The organism is Terrabacter sp. 01T434, from assembly GCF_056398545.1.
The window spans coordinates 1-22,067 of the sequence record NZ_JBFTPP010000012.1 but is presented as its reverse complement, the minus strand read 5'-3'; the positions used below and the strand labels follow the sequence as shown (position 1 = coordinate 22,067).

The 22,067-nt window shown below is 72.3% G+C and carries 13 protein-coding genes; 6 read left to right on the top strand and 7 right to left on the bottom strand.

Annotation, left to right across the window (positions count from 1 at the left end; translation table 11 throughout):
- Positions 1 to 3 precede the first annotated feature (3 nt).
- From AC1DIW_RS20240 to AC1DIW_RS20210, 7 genes are all read right to left on the bottom strand, one after another.
- On the bottom strand, positions 4 to 6,321 hold the full coding sequence (locus tag AC1DIW_RS20240) for an Ig-like domain-containing protein (protein WP_478110470.1): 6,318 nt from the start codon (positions 6,319 to 6,321) through the stop codon (positions 4 to 6).
- Complete coding sequence (locus AC1DIW_RS20235; protein WP_478110468.1) at positions 6,318 to 7,112, bottom strand: hypothetical protein; 795 nt, start codon at positions 7,110 to 7,112, stop codon at positions 6,318 to 6,320. Before AC1DIW_RS20235 ends, AC1DIW_RS20240 begins: the two co-directional genes overlap by 4 nt.
- A 207-nt stretch (positions 7,113 to 7,319) precedes the next feature.
- A complete protein-coding gene (locus AC1DIW_RS20230; RefSeq protein ID WP_478110466.1) occupies positions 7,320 to 9,020 on the bottom strand; it encodes a serine/threonine-protein kinase in 1,701 nt (566 codons plus the stop codon).
- Positions 9,017 to 11,305 (bottom strand): FHA domain-containing protein, encoded by a 2,289-nt coding sequence (locus tag AC1DIW_RS20225; protein ID WP_478110464.1) that lies wholly within the window; start codon positions 11,303 to 11,305, stop codon positions 9,017 to 9,019. Before AC1DIW_RS20225 ends, AC1DIW_RS20230 begins: the two co-directional genes overlap by 4 nt.
- Positions 11,306 to 11,307: 2 nt before the next feature.
- Positions 11,308 to 12,120: a PP2C family protein-serine/threonine phosphatase gene (locus AC1DIW_RS20220; protein ID WP_478110462.1), complete on the bottom strand. Its 813-nt coding sequence runs from the start codon at positions 12,118 to 12,120 to the stop codon at positions 11,308 to 11,310.
- The gene (locus tag AC1DIW_RS20215; RefSeq protein WP_478110460.1) at positions 12,117 to 12,602 is read right to left on the bottom strand and encodes a hypothetical protein; all 486 of its coding nucleotides are present in this window, start codon (positions 12,600 to 12,602) and stop codon (positions 12,117 to 12,119) included. Before AC1DIW_RS20215 ends, AC1DIW_RS20220 begins: the two co-directional genes overlap by 4 nt.
- A 207-nt stretch (positions 12,603 to 12,809) precedes the next feature.
- A complete protein-coding gene (locus tag AC1DIW_RS20210; RefSeq protein WP_478110459.1) occupies positions 12,810 to 14,309 on the bottom strand; it encodes a CCA tRNA nucleotidyltransferase in 1,500 nt (499 codons plus the stop codon).
- A 164-nt stretch (positions 14,310 to 14,473) separates the two neighbouring features.
- Here AC1DIW_RS20210 and AC1DIW_RS20205 point away from each other — a divergent pair, with 164 nt between their 5' ends.
- The 6 genes from AC1DIW_RS20205 to AC1DIW_RS20180 all read left to right on the top strand — a co-directional run.
- Positions 14,474 to 14,959, top strand: coding sequence for an NUDIX hydrolase (locus tag AC1DIW_RS20205; protein WP_442280911.1), 486 nt, complete (start codon positions 14,474 to 14,476; stop codon positions 14,957 to 14,959).
- Positions 14,956 to 17,334, top strand: coding sequence for a DUF6049 family protein (locus AC1DIW_RS20200; RefSeq protein WP_478110457.1), 2,379 nt, complete (start codon positions 14,956 to 14,958; stop codon positions 17,332 to 17,334). Before AC1DIW_RS20205 ends, AC1DIW_RS20200 begins: the two co-directional genes overlap by 4 nt.
- Before the next feature lie 45 nt (positions 17,335 to 17,379).
- Complete coding sequence (locus AC1DIW_RS20195; RefSeq protein WP_478110455.1) at positions 17,380 to 19,425, top strand: protein kinase family protein; 2,046 nt, start codon at positions 17,380 to 17,382, stop codon at positions 19,423 to 19,425.
- Between the two features lie 2 nt (positions 19,426 to 19,427).
- Complete coding sequence (gene sigM / locus AC1DIW_RS20190; RefSeq protein ID WP_442280914.1) at positions 19,428 to 20,000, top strand: RNA polymerase sigma factor SigM; 573 nt, start codon at positions 19,428 to 19,430, stop codon at positions 19,998 to 20,000.
- Positions 20,001 to 20,160: 160 nt separating this feature from the next.
- A complete protein-coding gene (locus tag AC1DIW_RS20185; protein ID WP_478110452.1) occupies positions 20,161 to 21,087 on the top strand; it encodes a hypothetical protein in 927 nt (308 codons plus the stop codon).
- Between the two features lie 156 nt (positions 21,088 to 21,243).
- Positions 21,244 to 22,067: NAD(P)/FAD-dependent oxidoreductase (locus AC1DIW_RS20180; protein WP_478110450.1), on the top strand; the 824-nt coding region annotated here is incomplete at its 3' end.

Below are 22,067 nucleotides of genomic sequence, written 5' to 3'. Positions count from 1 at the left end.
CCGTCAGCCGCCCCACGGGTTCTTGGTGTCGCCCTTCTGTCTCCCGTCGGCGCCGCGGCAGGTGACTGTCACTGATCCTTGGGGGAACCCGTAGAACTTGTGCGACTGGTTGAAGCCGTTCGTCGGCTCGTGGGAGCCGCCCGTGCCGTCGTCGGGCTGGGACCAACCCGAGACGGAGCAGCTGATCGGAGCGACGAAGTTGCCCAGGGTGTAGGTGACCCACTGGCAGTTCTGGGTCGTGCAGCCCTGCGCGGGCGTACAGGTCGGCGCGCACTGTCCGCCGCGCTGCACGCTGATCGACAGCGCCGGGGGTGGCGGCTTCGGGTCGGTCGTGCCGGTCACGTTGGCCGTCCACGGTCCGGGCCCGGAGTCCTGGGCGATGGCGCGCACCCGGATGGTTCTCGACGTCGAGTAGCCGAGGTTGTTGAAGGTCGTCGAGTGCGTGCCCGCCCCGACGGTCTGGTTGCGGTCACCGTTGATCTCGTAGCCGGTGATCGGCCGACCGTTGCTGGCCGTGGTCCCCCAGCTGAAGGTGATGCTGTTGCCGTCCTTGCTCGAGACGTGGAGGTTGGGCACGCCCTGGGTCGAGCCGTACGGCGAGATGGACGCCCCGCCGGAGGTCTGGCAGAGGTTGGCGCTGTTGCAGGTCGTCACCGTGATCGTCTGCGACCCGACCGGAAGCGCGCCGGTGGTCTGCGTGCACGACCCGGACGCACAGCTGAAGCTGCCACGGGCCCCGCTGGAGGTCGAGTACGTGACCCGCTGGCCACCGCCCGCGTGCGCGGCTCCGACCGTGTAGCTGATGTCGGCGGTCTTGTCGTCACGGGGCGTGACGGCACGGGTGATGGCCGGCTTGTCGGGGTAGCCGTTGGCCGTGTAGCTCCGGTAGTTGGCCTTGTCGGACGTCGCCGGACCGCCGTTGGTGGCCGTCACGACGTAGTCCACCGTCTGGCCCTGGTAGGGCACCGTGTCGCTCGCGACCCGGGAGTCACCGCCCGACCGCGTCGCGATGAGGTTCCATGCCCCGCCTCCGGTGCGCCGGAACACGTCGTACTTCGTGATGGCCGGGCCGTTGGGGTCGGTCGAGGGCCAGGAGATCGACACCTGGGCGTTGGTCTCGCCGGGGACCGGCGACCGAGGACTCAACGTCGGCGCCGGCACCGCGGCCGGCTTGCCGAACGACTGGGCCCTGACGTCGGGCCCGAAGGGCCCCCAGCCGGCCTCGTTGTAGGCCTGCACCCGCACGTTGTAGGCGTCGTCGTTGATCAGGCCGGTGACGACCTTGGTCAGGCCGGGGGCCACGACCTCCGCCTGCCCCGTGGCACCGGCGCTGCCGCCGATGTTGACCCACTGGACGCGGTACTTCACCACCTTGCTGCCCTCGTTGGGCGGCTCGGTCCAGCTCACCGTGAGCTTGCGGTCGCCCGGGGTGATGTCACTGATCGACGTCGCCTTGGGCTTGGTGTCGGGACGCACCGTGTTGCTCGGCGGGCTCGGGTCGGACCAGCCGACCGGGTTGCGGCTGCGGACCGTGAACGAGTAGTCCTGACCGTTCGTCAGGCCGGTGACGGTGCACGGCGACGACGAGCAGGCCTTGGCGCCACCGCCGGGTCCGATCGCCGTGACCTCGTAGCCCTGGATCGGGAGACCGCCGTCGTAGGCCGGCGGCCGGAAGTCGACGCGCGCGCTGCTCCCGAGGATCCGGTCGGCCACCGCGACCGGTGCAGCTGCCGGGTCGGGCTTGCTCCGGACACTGACGCTGACCTCGCCCAGCGCCGCGGGGCGTCCCGGCGCGTCGATGACCTGCACGGCGATGCTCGCGTCGCCGCGCGCCTTGTCGGAGGCCGTGACGGTGAGCTGGCAGCCGCTGGCTGAGGCACTGACGCCGGTGCCGGACCTCACCTGCGACCCCTGCACCGAGCATTTCGGCGCGGTCAGGGGGCTGTCGAGGTACTGCGCGAGGTTGACGGTGCGGCTCGTGCCGGCGATGAGGCCCTCGATGCGCACCGGACGCAGGGTGGCGATCGGCGGCGAGCTGATGACTCTGACCTTGATCTTGAAGGAGTCGGCGCCGCCCTTGGCCCTGACGGTGACGGCGCCCGTCGCGCCCTCCTTGGCGGCAGCCTGCGCCTTGAGGACCACCTGACGCCCACCGGCACCGGCCTGGCTCAGGTCGACCCGGTCGATGGCCGGGTCCCAGGCCGCCTCGTACTGCGCGCTGCCGGCGTCCAGTCCGGTCGGCAGCCACGCGTGGCACAGGCGCGGGATGTCGAACGAGCGGGCCGGGCCGTCGGCGACGAGCTGCACCTCGTGGTCGGGGCAGCGCAGCACCGGCACGTCCGCGCCGATCTGGACCGGGATCGTGACGTATGCCGTCTGGGCGGCCTTGTCCGCGGGTCCCGTCGCGTTGGTCACCTCGAGCATCACGGCCGCGGGTCCGACGTAGCCGTTGGTGGACGTCAGGGTGATCTCGGTGCCCGATCCGGCCTCGGACTGGAGGTCCTCCTCGGGAGAGGTCGACAGGGTGTCGGGCGAGGTCAGCGTGACCTTGCCGCCACGCGGGTCGCTGACGTAGTCGCCGAGCGAGACCTTGACGGTCGAGTCGGCACCCATCTTGATGGTCTTGCCGTCCACGACGTAGGGGACGCCGTTGGCGCCGGCCGGGACGTAGATGAGCGCCATGGCCGCCGCGCCGTCCGCGTCCTCGATGACGTAGGGGACGACGCGCGCCTGCGGTCGCAGCTGGATGCGCAGCTTGCGGCCCTCCCGCACGACGCCGTCGCCGATGAACTTCGTGATCTTGAGGCTCGCCTGGTCGCCGTCGAGGTCACGGTCGTTGGCGAGCGCGTCGACGAGGATCGAGGTCTCGCCCGGCTTGGCGATGCCGGTGTCGTCGACCGCGATCGGCGGGTTGTTGAAGTCCTTCTGGCCGCGCACCGTCAGCCTCGACTTCGACGGGTCGAAGAGGCCGTCCGTGATGCCGTAGGTGAGCACCTTCGCCGGGCCGTCCTCGGGAGCGACGACCTTGAAGCTGTCGTCCTTCTGCCGCTGGAAGTCCTTGAGCACGTCGGCGTCGTTGAGCGTCGACAGGTCGACGAAGGAGACGGAGTCACCGGCGGCGATGAGGTCGTTGGAGAGCACGTCGGCGTGCACGGTGCGGCCGGGCGCGGCGACGACGTCGTCCTCGACCGCCACGGGCGGCTGCGGGTCGCCGGGCTGGACCACGCCGACGCGCACGAAGCCCTCGCTCGTCAGCCCGAAGCGGTCGCGCAGCTGGTAGCGGATCACCTCGGTGCCGGCGCTGCGCGGATAGGCCTCGTAGCGGATCGTCGCCGCGCCGAAGCCGAGCACCCGGCCCAGCTTGAGGTCGACGGCCTTGCCGTCCTCCCCGACGATGCCGCTGACGAAGGTGAGGTCCCCGTCGGGGTCGACGCCACTCGTGGGGACCGTGATGGCCAGGGTGTCACCGGCCGTGACGCTCGCCGAGAAGCTGCGCGCCGACGGCGGCTGGTTCGGGTACTTCACGGCGTCGGGGAGCGGGTTGATGGTCACGTTGATGCGACCGGTCACGGCCCGGGCGCGCAGGCCCTCCGGGTAGGTGGCGTACTCGAGGATCGCCGCCTTCGGGCCCTTGAGCGGCTCCTGGTCCGGGACGTAGCGCACGACGGTCCCGGAGGCGAAGGCCTGGCCGCCGCCCGAGAGGACCTTGACGCCGGCCGGGTCCAGCTTGAGCGGGATGCCCTCGCTCATCGAGTCGTTGTCGAGGGCCGGAATCGTGACGGCGTCACCGACCCGGACCGTCGCCACGTCGTCGACGACCGTCGGCAGGACCTTCTCCCGGGGCTCCGGCTTCTGGACGACGGAGAGCTGGCCGACCGCGGTCTTCGTGCCGTCGCTGATCGTGTAGCTCACGGTGCCCCGACGGGGCCTGTCACCGTCGAGCGGCGCCGTCGCCTCGGCGCGGACCCACCGCCCCTGCACGACCGAGACGCGCAGCCACGCGTCGCCCGTGACGACACGCTGGACGACGAGCACGTCGCTGCGCGGGCTGTAGTCGTTGGAGAGCACGTCGGCGATGACCGGCGTCTGCCCACGCAGCACGGCCGCGTCAGGCGTCGCGACGGGCGGCAGGTCGACCGAGGGGTTGGGCATGATGTCGACGCGGATGCGGCCCACGCTGACCCCCGAACCCACCTGCGCGGCATACGTGACCGTCGAGGTGCCGGGCGTCTGGCCCGTCACGGTGAGGACGTTGGTGTCGAGGTTGGTGTCGAGCGTGAGCTGGCCCGGGCCCTTGACGGCCTGCGCGAGGCGCATGCGGGCCTGGGGGTCGGTCGGGTCGGCGCCGGCGATGTCGTTGCCGAGCGGCTGGAGCTGGACCGGCTTGCCGACGACGGCTCGCAGGACGTCCGGCTGGGTCTTCGGCGGGACCGCCTTGCTGTCCTGCTCGCTCAGCACGTCGAGGGTGACGGACGCCTGCTGCGTGCCGCCCCGGCCGTCGTCGACCTGGTACTGGACGACCTGGTCCCCCTTGTTGACCTGCGCCTTGACGGTCAGGGCACCGGAGCCGTCGACCCCGGTGGTGGTCGGGTCCATGGCCGAGACCTGGATCGGGTCGTTCTCGGCGTCGCGCCAGTCGGCGACGACACCGACGCGCACGGAGCCTCCGGCGACGACGGGGTACTTCGCCTGCGCCAGCTTCGCCTGACCCGCGCGCAGCTTCGGCGCCGTGTTGGTCTCGGACCCGACGATGCGGACGGTGACCTTGGCGGTGGCCCGGCCGTTCTTGGCCGTCGTGCCGTTGTTGACGGTGTAGTCGAACGAGAACGTGCCGCTGGCCTCCTCGGGGACCGTGACCTGGACGGTCTGCCCGTCGGCGGACGCGCTCGTCGAGATGCCCGGCGTCGCCGGCTGGCTGACGTCACCGGGCGAGATGGCGAGGATCGAGCCCTGCGAGTCCGAGTCGTTGTCGAGGACGTGCAGCGTCGAGGTGCGGCCCGGACGGACCTGCAGGTTGTCCGGCTGCGCCTTCGGGGGCGTGCGGCTCACCTGGTCGTCGACGAGGTTCTCGTCCTTCTTCTTGTTCTTGTTGTCGGTCTGCGGCGGCGGGATGACCGAGTTCCAGTTGTCGATCTTGACCTTGTTGCGGTCGATGTCCCAGACGTCGCCGGAGTCGAGGTCGTTGAGGACGATGAGGCCGCGGTTGACGCGCAGCTTCACGCCGTCGGTGCGCACGCCCTTCTTCATCGCCCCGAGGTCCACCGTGGCGGCGTCGGTGGGTGAGCCGCAGTTGCGGCCGTAGTAGACGTTCGAGGCGCCGGCCCACGCTGCGTGGACGCAGTTCGCGAGGCGGACCGGGGCGGAGAGGAACAGCCGCTGCCCGGGCGCGGCCTGGCTCAGCTTCACCCCGCCCGAGGTCGGGCTGCCGCCGGTCAGGGAGACCTGGGTCAGCTGGGACTCGTCCTGGATGAGGACCGAGCCCGCGTCGGGGCCGGGCTGCTGCAGCGCGGCAAAGGCCGGGTTGCCGGGCTCGGCGTTGCCGACCGTGAGCTGCTGGGGCTCCGAGAGTGCGTCGGAGTAGAGCTTGCCGGTGCTGGAGTCCCAGACGACCCAGTGGGCGCCGACGGCCGTGACCTGTGCCGACTTGGACGTGAAGCCGAGCTTCGTCGTGACCGGTGCGGCGAACCCGTCCCCCGAGGGGCGCAGGACGGTGATCGTGCCCAGCTCGGCGGACACGGCATACACCGTGCCATCGACCCCGACGGCGACCGCGGCGTTGCCGCCGACCTTGGCGAGCGGCTTGGCCTGGGTCTGGAGGCCGTCGAGGCCGGCGATGCCCGAGCGGTTGTCGACGTGCTGCGCACGCACCTCGCCCTTGGCCGGGTCGATCATGGCGATGGTCTCGCCGCGCACGTCGACGAGGGGAGCGGTGAAGACGCGGTTGCCGGTGGCCGTGCTGGGCTTCGGCACGACGATCGACTGCTCCGGAGCAAGAGTGCCCTCGGCCGGGTTGATCGGGACGATCTGGTTGCTCGCCTTGGAGTAGCCGACGATCGCCCCGCCGTCCTGGAAGACGTCGAGGCCCGACCCGGTCGAGCCGTCCGACAGCACGCCCGCGTCGAGCTGACCGGCCGGCTTGTTGATGCGCCCGAAGCGGGCCTGCTCGGCGTTGGTCACCCAGATGCCGCCGTCGTTGAGGTCGGCCTTGCGGACGATCTCACCCTCGCTGCGGGAGGCCATCCAGACGAGCAGGCTCGCGAGGAGGGCGACGACGACGGTGGAGATGACCCCGACCCGTCGCTTGGTGGCGGCGGTGCTCATGCGTTCCCCTGTTCGGCGACGGCCAGGCGGTCGTCGACCCTGTTCTCTTCATCGGGCGTGGTGTCGGTGGTGACCGCCCCGTCGAGGAGGGCGAGGTCGCTCTCCGTGACGAGCTTGGTCGAGAGGGCGTGCTCCACGAGCCGCGCCTTGCGGTTGGTCGCAAGCTTGCCGACGCCGCCGTGCAGGCCGCGCGTGCCGGCATCGGCGAGCTTCTGGCAGACGTTGTCGAGCTTGCGGTTGAAACGAGTGAGGGTCCAGCCGAGCCGTTCAGCGGCGGCGGCCGAGGAGGGGATCTGGTTCGTACCCGCTTCACGGCGCCGCAGGAACGGCTCGCAGAGCGCCACGACGAGCAGCTTCTGGTCGGGGGTGAACGACACGCGTCCGACGGTGGCCGCGCCGACCTCGTCGTCCGTGTCGGCGGAACCGTCGGCGGGCGCGTCGGCGGTCACGGACCGGAAGGCGGGGCTCGCCACGTGGATCTCGAAGTCGTAGGTCGTCGGGCCGGCCGTGAACCAGACGATGAGCTTCCTCATCGCGAGCGGGATCTTCGCGCCCGGGTTGAGCCATGCCTGGAACAGGCCCTGCTCGTCGGCGACCGTCGCCGTCAACGTCGACCCGGTGTTGCTGATCCACCAGAAGCCGTTCTCGAACGAGACGACGAGGAAGGTGCGGTGCAGGTAGGGGTTGTCGTCCACCTCGACGTCACCGGTGCGACCGATGGTCAGGCCGGTCTCCGGCGACACGGAGTACTCCTCGCCGCAGAACACGACGGTCACCTTGCTGTGGATCACGATCAGGTCCCCTAATCCCTGTCGGCACGCTCGCGCGTCGGCCCCCGCTGTCAACGATGGGCAACCCGCGTCGTTACGGAAGCTTGTGGTGGTTTGGCAGTGTCTGTCCTGAGAGTGCCGCCCCAACCGACCGGTGTCCACCCGCTGACGTACTCAGGCAGTCGTCGGCGGTCGGTGCGCCGTGGTGATGGTCCGGGTCTGCGCGCCTCACTGCGCCGTTTCGCACTGGACGTCAGAGCCCGGTGAGGTCTGGCCCAGGCGAGCCACGACGACGGTCGCACACACCTTGGTGCCCTTGGCCGCCTTGACCGTGTAGCTCCTCGTCGCGACCGAGACGATCTTGGCGCGGTCCGGGTTCCCCGCATCGGACGGGGTGGGGCCGTAGGACACCTGGAAGGTGTCCTTCTTGGTGGGCTGCGGGTAGTTCCACGTGAAACTGACGTTGCCCGTGCCCGACCTCGCCGAGACCGTCGGCTTGTCGAAGACACCATCGCCGATCGCACTGTCGTCACCCGGCATCGAGACCGTGGCGCTCGGCTTGGGCTTGGCTGGTGTCGGGTCGTCCGACCCGGGGCGCACGACGAGGAAGACCACGAGACCGACGAGCACGACCACGCAGGCCACGAGTCCCACCAGGACCGTGGGCTTGGCCAGCAGTGAGGGCGACGCCGGAACCGGAGCCGGAAGCGCCTGCACATCGGCGGTGCTCGCAGCCCGACGGACCGTCGCCTCCTCCGAGGAGTCGGAGCCGAGCGGCGCGGTCTGGCTCGTCACCGGGTCGGTGGCGGCGGCGGGACGCACGGGTGCTGCCGCCGCCGCACGACTCGGGCTGGGCATCGGGGCCGGTGACCAGCGCTGACCGCCGGCTTCCGAGCGACGACGGGTCTCGCCGTCGGCCGTCGTCGGCGAGGGGCCGACCGGCTGCGCGACGACGGTCTGCGGGGCCTTGATGCGGGTGCGGTCCTCGTCGTCCCCGCCACGGCCCGTCGGTGAGCCTTGCGTCTGGCTGACCAGGGTCGTGTGGCCCTGCTCGTCGAGCACGACGATGGGCGTGCGACCCAACCGCTGCTGCTGCTCGACGGCCTGGAGGGCGCGGGCGAACTCGAGTGCCGACGCCGGTCGGTGCGCGGGGTCCTTGGCCATGGCCTGCGCCAGCAGGCGCTCGAGCCCCGCCGGGACGTATTGGCGCCCGGTGGCCGGTGGTGCGGTGCTGCGGATCCGCGGCATCAACGCATACGCCGAGTTGTCGCCGCCGGGCACCTCGAACGGGGAGCGGCCGACGAGCAGCTGCCACAACGTGGCCGCGAGGGAGTAGACGTCGGAGCGCTCGTCGCCGTTGCTCTGGCCGTAGAGGACCTCCGGCGCTGCCCAGGGGACCGAGACGCCGATGTCGTCGGTGGCCTCGGGCGGGGCGTCACCCTCGCGCGCGCCGCGACCCGCGATGCCGAAGTCGGTCAGCCCGGGGGCGCCGTAGGCGCTGATGAGCACGTTGGCCGGCTTGATGTCGCGGTGCGTGATGTGGGCGCGGTGCGCCGTCTCGACGGCACTCGAGAGCTGGATGCCGGTGCGCAGCACGTCCTCGACGGAGAAGCGCTCGGCGCGCGCCCGCATCGCGAGGTTCGGCGGCGGGTAGTACTTCATGACGAGGTACGGGCGACCGTCGTCGGAGGTGCCGGACCGGAAGACCTGCACGATGTAGGGGTGGTCGCCGAGGGCGGCCATCGTGTCGGCCTCGTCGACGAACTGCTGGCGCAGCGCGTCGGTCAGCCCCTCGGACTTGAGCACCTTCACCGCGACCGGCATGCGCGGGCTCTGCTGCTCGTAGAGGAAGACGTCGGCGTAGCCGCCGGAGCCGAGCGGCTGGACGAAGACGAGCCCCGGGATCTTCGGGGGCGCACCCTTCTTCACGTCGCGGCCTCGAAGGTGAACGAGACCTCGTCGGCCATGGACACGTACGACCCCGGCTCGAGGACCTGCTGGTCGTTGGCGCGCAGGCGAACCGGACTCTCGCCCGGCAGGCTCACCGTGGTGCCGTTCGTCGTGCCGAGATCGCGGATGAGGACGTGCCAGCCCTCGAGGATGACCTCGACGTGGTTGCGGGAGACGTCCCGCTCGGGGCTCGGCACCTTGACGACGTGCGGGCGGTCGTGGGCGGCCAGCCCGTCGCCGAGCTTGGGGGCGCGGCCGAGCAGGACGCTGCGGTCGAGCGTGACCACATCGCCGGTCGAGAGCCTCAGCACCCCGAGGGGCGGTCGCGGCATCGTGAACGGCTCCTGTGGCGGGATGCTCGAGCCGCACACCCGGCACCGGTCGCTGTGCGGCGGCGTCGGGTGACCGGCCGCGCAGAGGACGGCGAGCACGCTCGGTCCGGAGATGGTCTGGTTCTGCGCGGCGTTGCGGGCCTCGAGCAGCGCGCTGCGGTCGACGGTCAGCTCCGTCTCGTCGTCGTCGAACGTCTCGACGTCACCGGTGGGCGCGGACGCGACCGGCATCGAGATGGGCACGTCGAAGGTCGGCTCCGTGGTCGGCTGGCCCGTTGGGGCGTATGCCAGGGGCGCGGACGAGGGCGCGGACGAGGGCGCGGACGAGGGCGCGGACGGGGGCGCGGACGGGGGCGCGGGCGGGCTGGGTGCCGGGCTGGGTGCCGGGCTGGGTGCCGGGCTGGCGGTCGCGGGCGGCGGTCCGGTCGCGATCAGCGGAGTGGCCTCGGGGGCACGGACACCCGGAGGCGGAGTGATCGTCGGGGGCAGCAGGCTCGGGGCGGGGGGCGGCGTGTGCCGTCCGGAGAAGGTCGGCACCTCCGGCTCCGGGGCCGGCTGGGACGCTTTCGGCGCAGGGCTGGCCCATGGGACGGACGAGATGAGACCGCCCTCGGACAGCTCTGCGACCGGGGGGACCTGTGGCGCGGACGGGATGGGCCGCGGCGGCACCTCGGGGACGGGGGCGGCGTTCGTGACCGGAACGTCGAGCAGGTCGTTGACCGTGGGCACCGCGAGTGGCTCGTCCTCGTCGGATCCGCCGTCCTCGTCGTCGGTCTGGGTCAGCTGGGCGAGCGCCTTGCGGTGCTCGTCGGCCGTCGTCGTGTGGCCGAAGAGGTAGTCGTAGCTGGGCAGCGCCGGCCGTTGTCCGTCGTGCACGTCATCCCCGTCGTCCGGCAGACGAGGCGCCGTCGTCCCGGCCGGTCGGTCGGGAAGGGCGGTCGACGGTGCCGGTGCTGCTGGTGCTGGGGAGGACGTCGCCGCGTCAGGCTCCAGAAGCGGGCGCGCGGCCCAGGTCGAGTCGACGTCCCGCGGAACGACGACGGGCAGGTCGTCGGCCACCGGCGCGGACGCGGCATCGGTGGGGGCGCCGGGCGCCGGGGCTCGGACGGGGGCTGGTGGGGTGACCGAGGTCCATGCACGCAGGGCCGGCTTCCCGGCTGCGGGGACGGCGGGCGGTGTCGGCTCGACGGATCGGTGTGGTTCGGGCGTGGGCGCTGCGGGCGCCGGTGGGGGACCGTCGGCTTGAGGCGGACTCGCCGCGGACGTGGTCTCGTGGCGGGCCCAGCTGCGACCCCACGGCGACCGACCCGAGCCGTCCGATCCGCTCGCACCGGTCGAACCGCTCGCACCCTCGCCCGTGCGGTCGGGTGCCTCGGGCGACCGGACCGCAGCGCTGAAGGTCGGGATGACCCCGGGTCGCGGCGCGTCACCGACGGCCGGAAGCGTCTCAGGCGTCGGTGTCCGGACCGCGGGCTGCACCGCCGACGCGTCCGAGACGGGCTGGGGAGCCGGGGCGCCGGTCACGAAAGCCAGCGGCGGCGCCGGCTGGGAGCGCTCGGACTCGTCGAGGACGCGCAGCACCACCCGATCGGGGTGCTCCGGGAGCTCGAGGTCGGTCCAGACCTTGCTGCTCGTCGCGCGGACGTCGTGCTCGGTCCCGTCGGTCAGGGTCACGACGGCCGCAACAGGACCGAAGGCGACGATGCGGGTGCGCGGCCTCCAGTGGACGCCGACGAAGTGGTGGGCCTTGCGCATGCCACCGGCGGTCAGCACCTCGACGACGTCGTCGATGTCTCCACCGTCCGCGGCGTCGCTCGCTGAGATCGTGCGCTCGTCGTCCTCGTCGAGGCCGATGAGCAGGTGCATGCCGGGGCCCCCGATGTGCGTCCACCCGTCGGGGGCCCGTTCGACGACCACGGACGGGTCACTCACGTCTACGACCTGCTCTCCCCTGCTGAGCCGTTCACGTTCTCGCGCGGGGTGGTGTCCTCGTCGACGTCGGAGTCGGCGTCCTGCCCCTGCACCGCGACGACGATAGCAGTGACGTTGTCCCGTCCTCCTGCTGCGACACCGCGTCGCACGAGCTCGGCAGCCGCCTCCTCGGCGTCGGGATGGTCGGCGAGGACGGCCTCCATCTCCTCGCGGGCAAGCTCGTTGGAGAGGCCGTCGGAGCAGATGACGAAGACCTCACCCGGGTAGGGCGGGAAGACCCACGTGTCGACGACACCCATCGGGTCGCGCCCGAGCGAGCGGGTGACGACGTTGCGTCCGGGGTGCCGCTGGGCCTGTTCCGGCGTGATGAGGCCCCGCTCGACGAGCTCCCACACCTCCGAGTGGTCGACGGTGACCTGGGAGAGCTGCCCGTCGAGGCAGCGGTAGACGCGTGAGTCGCCGATGTTGAAGACGGCCCAGTGTCGCGAGCCGCCGACGGAGACGAGGGCCAGACCGGCGACGGTCGTTCCCATCCCGGTCTGCTCGGGGTGCCGTGCGGCGGAGGCGAGGATGCGCCTGTTGGCCTCCTCGACCTGGGCGACGACGTCACCCACGTGGACGACCGGGCGCGCGGCGAGCTCGACGACGGTCTCGGCCGCGATGCGGCTCGCGACCTCGCCCGCGGCATGCCCTCCCATGCCGTCGGCGACGACGTAGACGGTCCCGCTCGTGAGTGCCGCGTCCTCGTTGTGCTGGCGGACACGTCCCACGTCGGTCGCCAGACCGACGGTGATCGCCGGAAGGCCGCTGCTCATGCCTCGCCCCACGGGGTGACACGGACCGTCGTCAGGACCTGACGGATGAGCTCGTAGTCGGCGACCGCCTCCGGCCCACCGACAGCACCGGTCAGCTGGACGAGGTGCGCGCCCACGTCGGGAGCCTCGGAGCTCACGAGGTGGAAGAGGTTGGCCTGGAGCACGGTCTCGACGTCGGGGTCCGGCCAGGTCGCATCGCACCCGACGAACGCGGCACCGCCGAGGTCCGCGGCATACGGCTCCGAGACGCCGCCCCGGGAGGTCGCCAGGGAGGCGATCTGCTCGAGCGAGTCCTCTACCCTGAACTCCGGCCCGCACGCCTCGATGGTGACGACGACGTTGGGGGCGAACGCGCCTTCGCGCGGCAGCCGGGCGGCCATCGTCGTGCCCGGTGCGTGCGCGGGCTCCCATCCGTCCGGAACCTCGAGGGCCACCGACGGCTGCCCCGGGAAGTCGGCGCTCGGGTAGGCGAGGGTGCTCATGGGCTCGTTCCTTTCGGTCGCTCCCGCAGGGGTCGGGGACGGCGCGGTCAGTCAATCATTCACGCGGTGCCGTGTCAGGTCGGTCGTGGTGCCTTTCGAGCAGGTGGTGGCACGGGAACGAAGTGCTGCCGAGCGTACGACGGTCGCACCGGGCCTCGCGATGGGGAGGACTGCCCATCGCACCGACCAGACCGACACCCGCGGACGTCAGTCCGTGGCCCCTCGCGCGGCCCACCAGGCCTCGAGCTTCTCGCGGGCGGCGTCCTTGCCGATGGGGCCGTCGTCGAGGCGGACCGACAGGAGGAAGTCGTACGCCTCACCCAGCACCGGGCCCGGTCGGATGCCCAGCGCCTCGGCGATCTCGTTGCCGTTGAGCTCCGGCCGCACACTGGCCAGCTCCTCCTCCTGGGCGAGTCGGTCGATGCGCCGCTCGAGGTCGTCGTAGGCCTGGGAGAGGCGTGCTGCCTTGCGCGCGTTGCGCGTCGTGCAGTCAGAGCGCGTCAGGCGGTGCAGTCGGGTCAGCAGCGGCCCGGCGTCCGTGACGTAGCGGCGCACGGCGGAGTCGGTCCACTGCCCGTCGCCGTAGCCGTGGAAACGCAGGTGCAGCTCCACGAGTCGGGCGACCTGCTTGGTCGTGTCCTTGTCGAAGCGCATCGCCTTGAGCCGCTTGCTCGTGAGCTTGGCGCCGACGAGCTCGTGGTGGTGGAACGAGACGCCGCCACCGTCCTCGAAGCGTCGGGTGGCGGGCTTGCCGATGTCGTGGAGCAGCGCAGCTAGGCGCAGCACGAGGTCCGGACCGGGCACTGACTCGGGCGCTCCGTCGGCGGGGCCCTCGAGGTCGATGGCCTGCTCGAGGACGATCAGGGAGTGGTCGTAGACGTCCTTGTGCCGGTGGTGCTCATCGAGCTCGAGGCGCAGGGCCGGCAGCTCGGGGAGGAACACCTGGGCCAGACCGGTGTCCACGAGCAGCGTCAGTCCGAGCCTCGGGCGGGATGACAGCAGCAGCTTGGTGAACTCGTCGCGCACGCGCTCGGCCGAGACGATCGAGAGGGTGTCGGCGCGCTCCGTCATGGCGGCACGAACCTCGGGTGCCACGTCGAAGCCGAGCTGCGAGGCGAAACGGGCCGCCCGCATCATCCGCAGCGGGTCGTCGGCGAAGGACTCCTCGGGCGCGGCCGGCGTCATGAGCCGGCGCTGCACGAGGTCGGGCAGCCCGCCGTGGACGTCGACGAACTCGAGAGTGGGCAGCCGTACCGCCATGGCGTTGACCGTGAAGTCCCGACGCACGAGGTCACCCTCGAGGCTGTCGCCGAACATGACCTCGGGCTTGCGCGACGTGCGGTCGTAGGTGTCGGCGCGGTAGGTCGTGATCTCGATGACGTGGGCGCCCTTGCGCAGGCCGATCGTGCCGAACTCGCGACCGATGTCCCAGTGCGCGTCGGCCCAGCCCCGGACCACCGCGAGGATCTCGTCGGGCCGCGCGTCGGACGTGAGGTCGAGGTCGGGCGAGACCCGACCGAGGAACGCGTCACGGACCGGTCCGCCGACCAGTGCCAGATCGTGTCCGGCCCCGGCGAACCGCTCGCCGAGCTCGGTGAGCATGGGCAGGACGGGGGCGAGTCGGGCGACGGCGGCGCGCAGGAGCGGCAGGCCGGCGTCGGCAGGCTGCTGGCCGTCGGGGGCGGGCGTGTCGGGTCGGTCAGGCACGCGACCAGCCTAGTGAGCGTCCGGCGAGCCCCCCGACCGCGTGCAGGCGCGTCCTGGCGTTCGCGTGTGGTCCCCGTGTGCTCCCCGTGTGGCCCCCGTGTGACCCCGTGTCGCCGTCTCCCGACGACGGGAGGTGCCACGGTTCCGCCGGTTATGGTGGCGATGTGAGCGCGCTTCCCGTCCCGAGTCCCCTGCCGGGGAGGCGTCTGCCCGCCGTCGAGGAACGGTCGGCCGGGGGCATCGTCGTGGACGTCCGCGAGGGTCTGGCGCTCATCGCGATCATCGCCCGGCGCAACCGGGCCGGGCGCATCGAGTGGTGCCTGCCCAAGGGCCACGTCGAGCCCGGTGAGACGCTCGTCGAGGCGGCCGCCCGCGAGGTGGCCGAGGAGACCGGCATCGTCGGACGCGTGCTCATCGAGCTCGGCACCATCGACTACTGGTTCGCGACGTCGAGCACACGGGTGCACAAGTTCGTGCACCACTACCTCCTCGAGGCCACCGGCGGGGAGCTCTCCATCGAGAACGACCCGGACCACGAGGCGATCGACGTCGCCTGGATGAGGCTCGACGAGGTGCACCGCAGACTCACGTTCCCCAACGAACGCCGCATCGCGCAGGCGGCGTGGAACCGGCTGGCGGGGACGGCGTGATCCGTCGAGGGTCGCGGCGTCCGGACACGAGCGGGCGTCGCGCGACCCGCCTCGTGCGCACCCTGGCCGCCACCGCGTCGACGCTGGCCGCCGTGGGGCTCTCGGTCGGGGGCACCCTCGCGAGCGCCGCTCCTTCGTCCCGGGTCCCGACGACGTATGCCGGCACGTCCGCCCGTGCGCTCGAGCACCGTCCCGCCGTGACGCCGGTCAAGGACGTCGCCGTCATCGTCCTCGACACCCTGTCGCCCGCCGTGGTGAGCCCGGGCAAGGACGTCACGATCACCGGCACCGTCACGGCACCGCTGACCGGCCCGCTCTCCAGCCCAAAGCTGCAGGTGGTGCGCGGGGACGTGACGGTGAACCAGCGCGCGGCACTCGACGACTGGGCGTCCGGCCGCACGCCGTCCTCGGGCCGCACCGTCGCCACCACGGCCGTTCCGACCGTGCCGGCAGGCCAGACCCGACCGTTCACGACCACGGTGCCGTGGGGGCGGCTGCGCTCCGCCGACGCCTTCGCCGCCGTGCCGATCTCGGTCGACGTGGTCCAGCAGGGCGCGACCGAGCCCACCGGCCGGACGCGGACCTTCATCGCCTGGAACGGTCGCAAGGAGTACGTCCCGCTCAAGGTGGCCACCGTGCTGCCCCTGACGCTCGACCCGGACGTCGGCCTCTTCTCCCGCAACGACGCCACCCGGGAGTCCGCCTGGCAGCGAGCTATCGGACCCGACTCGCGCGTGGCCCGCATCCTCGACGGCACCAGTGGCGCGCACGTCGATCTCGCCGTCGACCCGTCCGTGCTCGGCCCGGATCTTGCTGCCGGGTCCTCTTCCGGGGCCGGTTCCGCTCCGGGCGGGGCCACCCCGACACCGAGCGGCACCGCCTCGGGTACCCCCGCCACCCCCAGCACCCCCGACACGGGCACGACACCAACGACTCCGACGGCTCCGACGCCCACTCCCACGACCCAGGGCACCCCGCCGTCCCAGGCCACCGCCACCATCGCGCGCCTCGGCGACGAGCTCGTGACCCAGCTGCAGGGCCGCAGCGTGTGGGCGCTGCCGTACACCGACGCCGATGTCGCCGCCACCGTTGCCGTCGACCCCTCGAACTCGCTCGTGCGCGACCTCGTGACGCGCGCGAGCACCCTGGCCACGCGACTCGGCCAAGCCGCCCGGGCCGACATCGTCTGGCCCGTCGACGGCCTGATGCCAGCAGGTCGCGAACAGGGCATCCAGACCCTCCTGTCCGGCACCTCGGTCAAGAAGCCGGCCGGCATCGTCGTCAACGCCGCCGCGGTGACCAGGACGACGGCATACACCCCGACCGCACGGAGGGTCGCGGCCGCCGGGACGCGGCTGCTCGCGTACGACCCCCGCCTGTCGGCGCTCCTTCCGGCACGCACCGACCCGAGCCCGGTCCTGTCGACCCAGCGCTACCTCGCGGAGACGCTCGTGCTCCTCGGGGAGCGGGCCGGCACGCCCCGGTCCGTCCTCGTCACCGCCCCCCGCACGTACGACCCCGACGGGGGCGCCCTCGCGACGTTCCTCGCCGCCACGTCGAGCGCCCCGTGGCTCGAGCCCGTCGACGCAGCGTCGCTGCTCTCCGACAGCGGCACCGACCAGGCAGTCGGGCAGGCCACCCCGGCGACCCCGGTCGCGTCCGCCGCGCCGCCGGCAGTCCTCACCGCGCGCCGCCTCGCCCAGATGGCCGAGCAGCGCGACACGCTGCTCAGTGTGTCCTCGGTGCTGCGGGACGGCACCGAGTTCGAGCGCACCTACCGAGCGGTGCTCGACGAGCTCGCCAGCACCCGATGGCGCTACGAGCCCGGCTCGTGGGCCACCCTCTCCGCCTCGGTGGCCAGGGACATCCGGGCAGCGACGAGCGCGATCCGCGTCGTGCCACGCACGAGCACGATCAACCTCCTCGCCGAGAAGGGCACCCTGCGGATCACCGTCGAGAACGGCCTCGACTACACCATCCAGGACATCCGCCTGCGACTCGTTCCGGACAACCCCCGCGTCCGGGTCGTCGAGCAGCCCGGCCCGGTGACCATCGGACCCCTGTCCCGCACGAACGTCCCCGTGGAGGTCGCCGCCGTAGCCGCCGGCCGCGCCGAGATCCGCGCCTTCCTCACGACGGCCGACGGCACCCAGATCGGATCGCCGGCCACGATCCCGGTGTCGGCCAACCCGCTCGACGGCGCCATCTACTGGGTCGGCGGGATCCTCGTCGGCCTCGTCCTGCTGGCCGGTGTCGTTCGCGCCGTCCTCAAGGGCACCTCACGCGTCGACGAGATCGCCGACATCGAGGCACTCACCGCGGCACACGAGTCTCTCGGCGGTGCGGACACTCGGGATGCCGACCGACCCGCCTAGGATGATGCCGAGCCACGCCTCCAGGTACGGCCGGACGAGGGGAGGGTGACGCAGGTGCAAGGAGTCGGACCGGGATCCGTCCTCGGTGGCCGCTATGCCGTGACGCTGCGCACCTCAGAGGGCGTGCACCACGAGCGCTGGCGCGCCAACGACCACACTCTCGAGCGCGAGGTCGTGCTCGTCTGCTTCTCCGCCGCGGAATCAGTGGCGGCGGCGGCGCTGGACGCCGCCAGGCGTGCCGCCGGCATCGAGGACCTTCGCCTCGTGCGGGTGCTCGACGTCGGCACCGACCAGGGAGTCGGTTTCATCGTCGAGGAGCCGCTCACCGGAGCCGTCCCTCTCTCGCACCTGCTCCAGAGCGGCGGCCTCGCCGCCGACGAGGTGCGCCGCCTGACCGGTGAGGCCGCCACGGCCCTCGACAAGGCGAGCCACCGCGGTCTGCATCACCTCGCCCTGACGCCCAGCGCGGTCCTGCGCATGCCCGACGGCGCCGTCAAGGTCCGTGGGCTGGCCACCGAGGCCGCGCTGACCGACGCGGACCGGCTCTCCGACGAGCGCGCCTCCCGCGCCGACGCCGTCGGCCTCGTCAAGATCGCGTATGCCGGCCTCACCGGTCGTTGGCCGATGGTGGCCGTCGACGACGGGCTGATCCCCGCCGGCGCGCCGGTCGGTCTCGAAGCCGCACCCACCATCGTCGGCGGCGTGGCCGCCCCCTCCGAGATCGCCGTGGGCGTGCCCAACGACCTCGACCTCATCTGCCGCATGACGCTCGGCAGCGGCCGCCGCGGCCCGATCTCACCCGGTGACCTCGCGCTGCAGATCGCACCCTGGCCCGCCGAGCAGGCGACGTCCGACGGCGCGACCGGCATGCGGCTGCGCGGCCGTGACGACTCCGAGTCCCTCGACCCGACGCGGGTGATGCCGTCGGTGGCCGCCGGCGGAGGGTCCGGCGTGGGTCTCGGCGTGGGCGCTGCCGCAGCGGCTGGATCGGCAGGATCGGCAGGATCGGCAGGGGCCCTCCGCTCCGGCGAGGTCGGTGGCACGAGTGGCGACGAGGGTCAGAACGAGACGGTGTCGTTCGTCAGCCCCGCCGAGGGCCAGTCCGGTCAGCAGGAGCCGACGCAGCCGTCCGCGGAACGCCTCCAGGCCGGCATCGCGGCGGCGGGTGCTGCCGCTGCAGGGGTGGCCGGCGCCATCGGGGAGCGGGTCGGCTCCTTCGCCCGGGCCGCGGCCGACAAGGCGTCGGCGCGAGCCGCCGAGCGTCGGGCCACCCGCGAAGGCGACGTGGACGACGACTTCGACGACACCTTCGACGACACGTTCGACGACTCGTTCGGCGACGACGGCATCGGGCTGGTCGACGCCCTCGAGGACGCGCCCCCGGCACGCCTCGAGCCGCCGGTGCCGGTCTTCGGGCGACGCGACGTCCCGGAGGCCCCGAGCGGCACCCAGTCCCGCATCGCCCTCGCGATCGTGGGCGTCCTCGTGCTCGTGGCGCTCTTCATCGGGGTGGGCAACGTCATGAAGATCGGGCAGCACGACGGCACGGCGGCGCCGGTCGTCGTGACCCAGACCCGCAGCCCGGGTGCCACCCAGCCGCCCACCACGTCGACGCCGGCCCCGACGACCACGACCCAGGCGCCTCCCGCGGCGCCGGTCGCGGTGGTCGGGGGCACGGGCTTCGACCCCGAGGACGGCACCGAGACCGACCAGAACGTCAAGCTCACCTTCGACGGCAACCCCGGCACCGACTGGCGGTCGCGCTGGTACGGCTCCGACAACTTCAACGGCAAGAAGGCCGGTGTCGGGGTCCTGCTCGACCTCAGCGCCCCCACGGCCGTGAAGGAGGTCCAGCTCGTCCTCGGTGCCGCTCAGGACGTCACGGTCTACGCCACCGACTCCGCCTCCACCAAGTCGCTCGACGGCGCCCAGGAGATCGGTTCGGCCACCAACGCCAACGGCACCGTCGTCATCAAGGCCACCGGCCAGCTCAAGCCGGCCAGCAAGATCATCGTCCTCGTGACCAAGGCGGCGCCCGCCGAGGCTGCGAACCACTACCGCGCGCAGATCAGTGAAGTGACAGTGCGCTGACCGTGAGCTCGGGGGATGCCGCTCCGATCGCCGACCTGAGCGACCGGGAGCTGCTGGCACTGCACGTCAACGGTGACGACCATGCCTTCGCCGAGCTCTTCCGCCGGCACAAGGACCGGATGTGGGCTGTCGCCCTGCGCACCGTCCGCGATCCCGAGCTCGCCGCCGACTGCGTCCAGGACGGCTTCATCGCCGCCTTCCGCCGCGCCGACTCCTTCCGGGGCGAGGCGGCCGTCACGACGTGGCTGCACCGCATCGTCGTCAACGCCTGTCTCGACCGGCTGCGCCGGCGCCGGCCGACGACCGAGCTCTTCGAGTACGACCTCGCCGACCGGCACGACCACCACGCCTCCACCGAGGTGCGCCTGGACATCCAGGAGGCTCTCGCCCGGCTACCCGAGGGCCAGCGTGCCGCGCTCGTCCTCGTCGACATGCACGCGGTGCCCGTCGCCGAGGCCGCCGTCATCCTCGGCGTGGCCGAGGGCACGATCAAGTCCCGCTGCGCGCGGGGGCGTGCCGCCCTGGCGCAGCACCTGGGCCTGACGCCCGGAGTGCGACCGGTCGAGCAGGACTGACCGGGCGGGTCCCCCGCCCGGGGCCGCGCGGTGACCCCGCCGAACAATGGTTGAATCCGGGGGAACCCGACGGCCACAGGGGGCCGTCGAAACCGCGGCGACCGGCACACCCCTGCCTGCCCGTACGACCACTGCACGCTCTGCCCGAAGGACCATATCGGTGGACGAGTCCGCGAACACCCCTGAGCACGACCGACCCCTCGACCTCCCCGAACCGCGTGACCCGACCGCGCCGCCCGCCACCGATCTCGGTCACGAGATCGAGGACGAGGGCCCCGAGCCGCACATCGACGCGCACCTCGATGCCCGGGTGCGAGAGCTGCTGGCAGACGCGCCCGACCCCGGTCCGATGCCCGCCGAGGTGGGCGAGCGCATCTCGCGGGCCCTGCTGCACGCCGCGCAGCTGCGCGTGGACCCCGGCCCGCTCGCGCCCGGCAGCTCGAAACACAGCCCTGACGGGCCGGACGGCGGCCCAGGCCCCGGCGGCGGCGGCGGCGCGGTGCTCGCGATGCCATCGCGAGCCGGACGACCCAAGCCGATCTACCTCGCCGCCGCGGTCGCTGCGGCTGTCGCCGTCGTCGCCGTGGGCGCCTCAGCCCTGCACCTGACGAAGCGACCGAACGGTGCGGCGGCCATCGGCGACACCTACAACTCCGGCGCCAGCGCGTCGCCGTCGAGCGGCCCGTCGAGTGCCCCATCAGGTGCCCAGTCCAGCCCACCGGCCACGCGGTCCGGCCTGCACATCCAGCTCAGCACGACGGCATACTCCCCCGGCAGGCTCGCCGCGCAGGCGAGGACGCTCCTCGAGCACCCCGGTCAGCCGATCGGCGACCTGGCAGCCGAGTCACCGGCCGTCGGTCCCATCGCCACCCCCACGGGCCTCGAGTCGTGCCTGCGGGCGATCGGGGCCCGTGACGGCGCCGACCCGGCGCCCGAGGCCGTGTCGGCCGATCTCGCGACCTTCGACGGACACCCCGCGGTCGTGGTGGTCGTGACCCGTGCCGGCGTCAGCACCGCCTGGGCCGTCGAGCGCAGCTGCACGACCGGCGCCCCCGGGGTGCTCGAGGGCGCCACCCCCGTCCCGTGAGGCCCGACGGCCGTGAGCTGCTCCGAGTGGGAACAACGACCACCTAGGATCGGTTGAGGCCTATGCGGCTCGTGGCCGCGCGCAGCACCGGCACCTGCCGGTCACCGAGCTGGTCGAACGGTCACGACACGAGAAGCGTCACAAGGAGCAGCCCACATGTCCCGTCCGGACACCGTCCGCAACGTCATCATCATCGGCTCCGGCCCCGCGGGCTACACCGCGGCCGTCTACGCCGCCCGCGCGAACCTCGCGCCCCTCGTCTTCGAGGGCGCCGTGACCGCCGGGGGCGCGCTGATGAACACGACCGAGGTCGAGAACTTCCCCGGCTTCAAGGACGGCATCATGGGACCCGACCTCATGGACGAGATGCGCGCCCAGGCCGAGCGCTTCGGCGCCGAGCTCGTCACCGACGACGTCACCGCGGTGGACCTGACCGGCGACGTCAAGACCGTCACCGACGGCGAAGGCACCGCCCACCGGGCCCGCTCGGTGATCCTCGCGATGGGCTCCGCCTACCGTGAGCTCGGCCTGCCCCGCGAGAAGGAGCTGTCCGGTCACGGCGTCTCGTGGTGCGCGACCTGCGACGGCTTCTTCTTCCGCGACCAGGACATCGCCGTCGTCGGCGGCGGCGACTCCGCCATCGAGGAGGCGACCTTCCTGACGAAGTTCGCCCGCACCGTGACGATCATCCACCGCCGCGACGAGCTGCGTGCCAGCAGGATCATGGCCGACCGGGCCCACGCCAACGACAAGATCCACTTCGCCTGGAACTCCGAGGTCGCCGAGATCCACGGCGAGGGCAAGCTCAGCGGTGTCACGCTGCGCGACACCGTCACCGGCGACACCCGCGAGCTCGCGATCACCGGTCTCTTCGTCGCGATCGGCCACGACCCCCGCAACGAGCTCGTCACGGGCGTCGTCGAGACCGACGACGCGGGCTACGTGCTCGTCGACGGCCGCTCCACGCGTACCAACCTGCC

What these genes read in the sequence shown, in the direction of transcription:
- AC1DIW_RS20240 (WP_478110470.1), bottom strand. Translation starts at nt 6,321, where the DNA reads ATGAGCACCGCCGCCACCAAGCGACGGGTCGGGGTCATCTCCACCGTC.
- AC1DIW_RS20215 (WP_478110460.1), bottom strand. Translation starts at nt 12,602, where the DNA reads ATGAGCACCCTCGCCTACCCGAGCGCCGACTTCCCGGGGCAGCCGTCG.
- AC1DIW_RS20220 (WP_478110462.1), bottom strand. Translation starts at nt 12,120, where the DNA reads ATGAGCAGCGGCCTTCCGGCGATCACCGTCGGTCTGGCGACCGACGTG.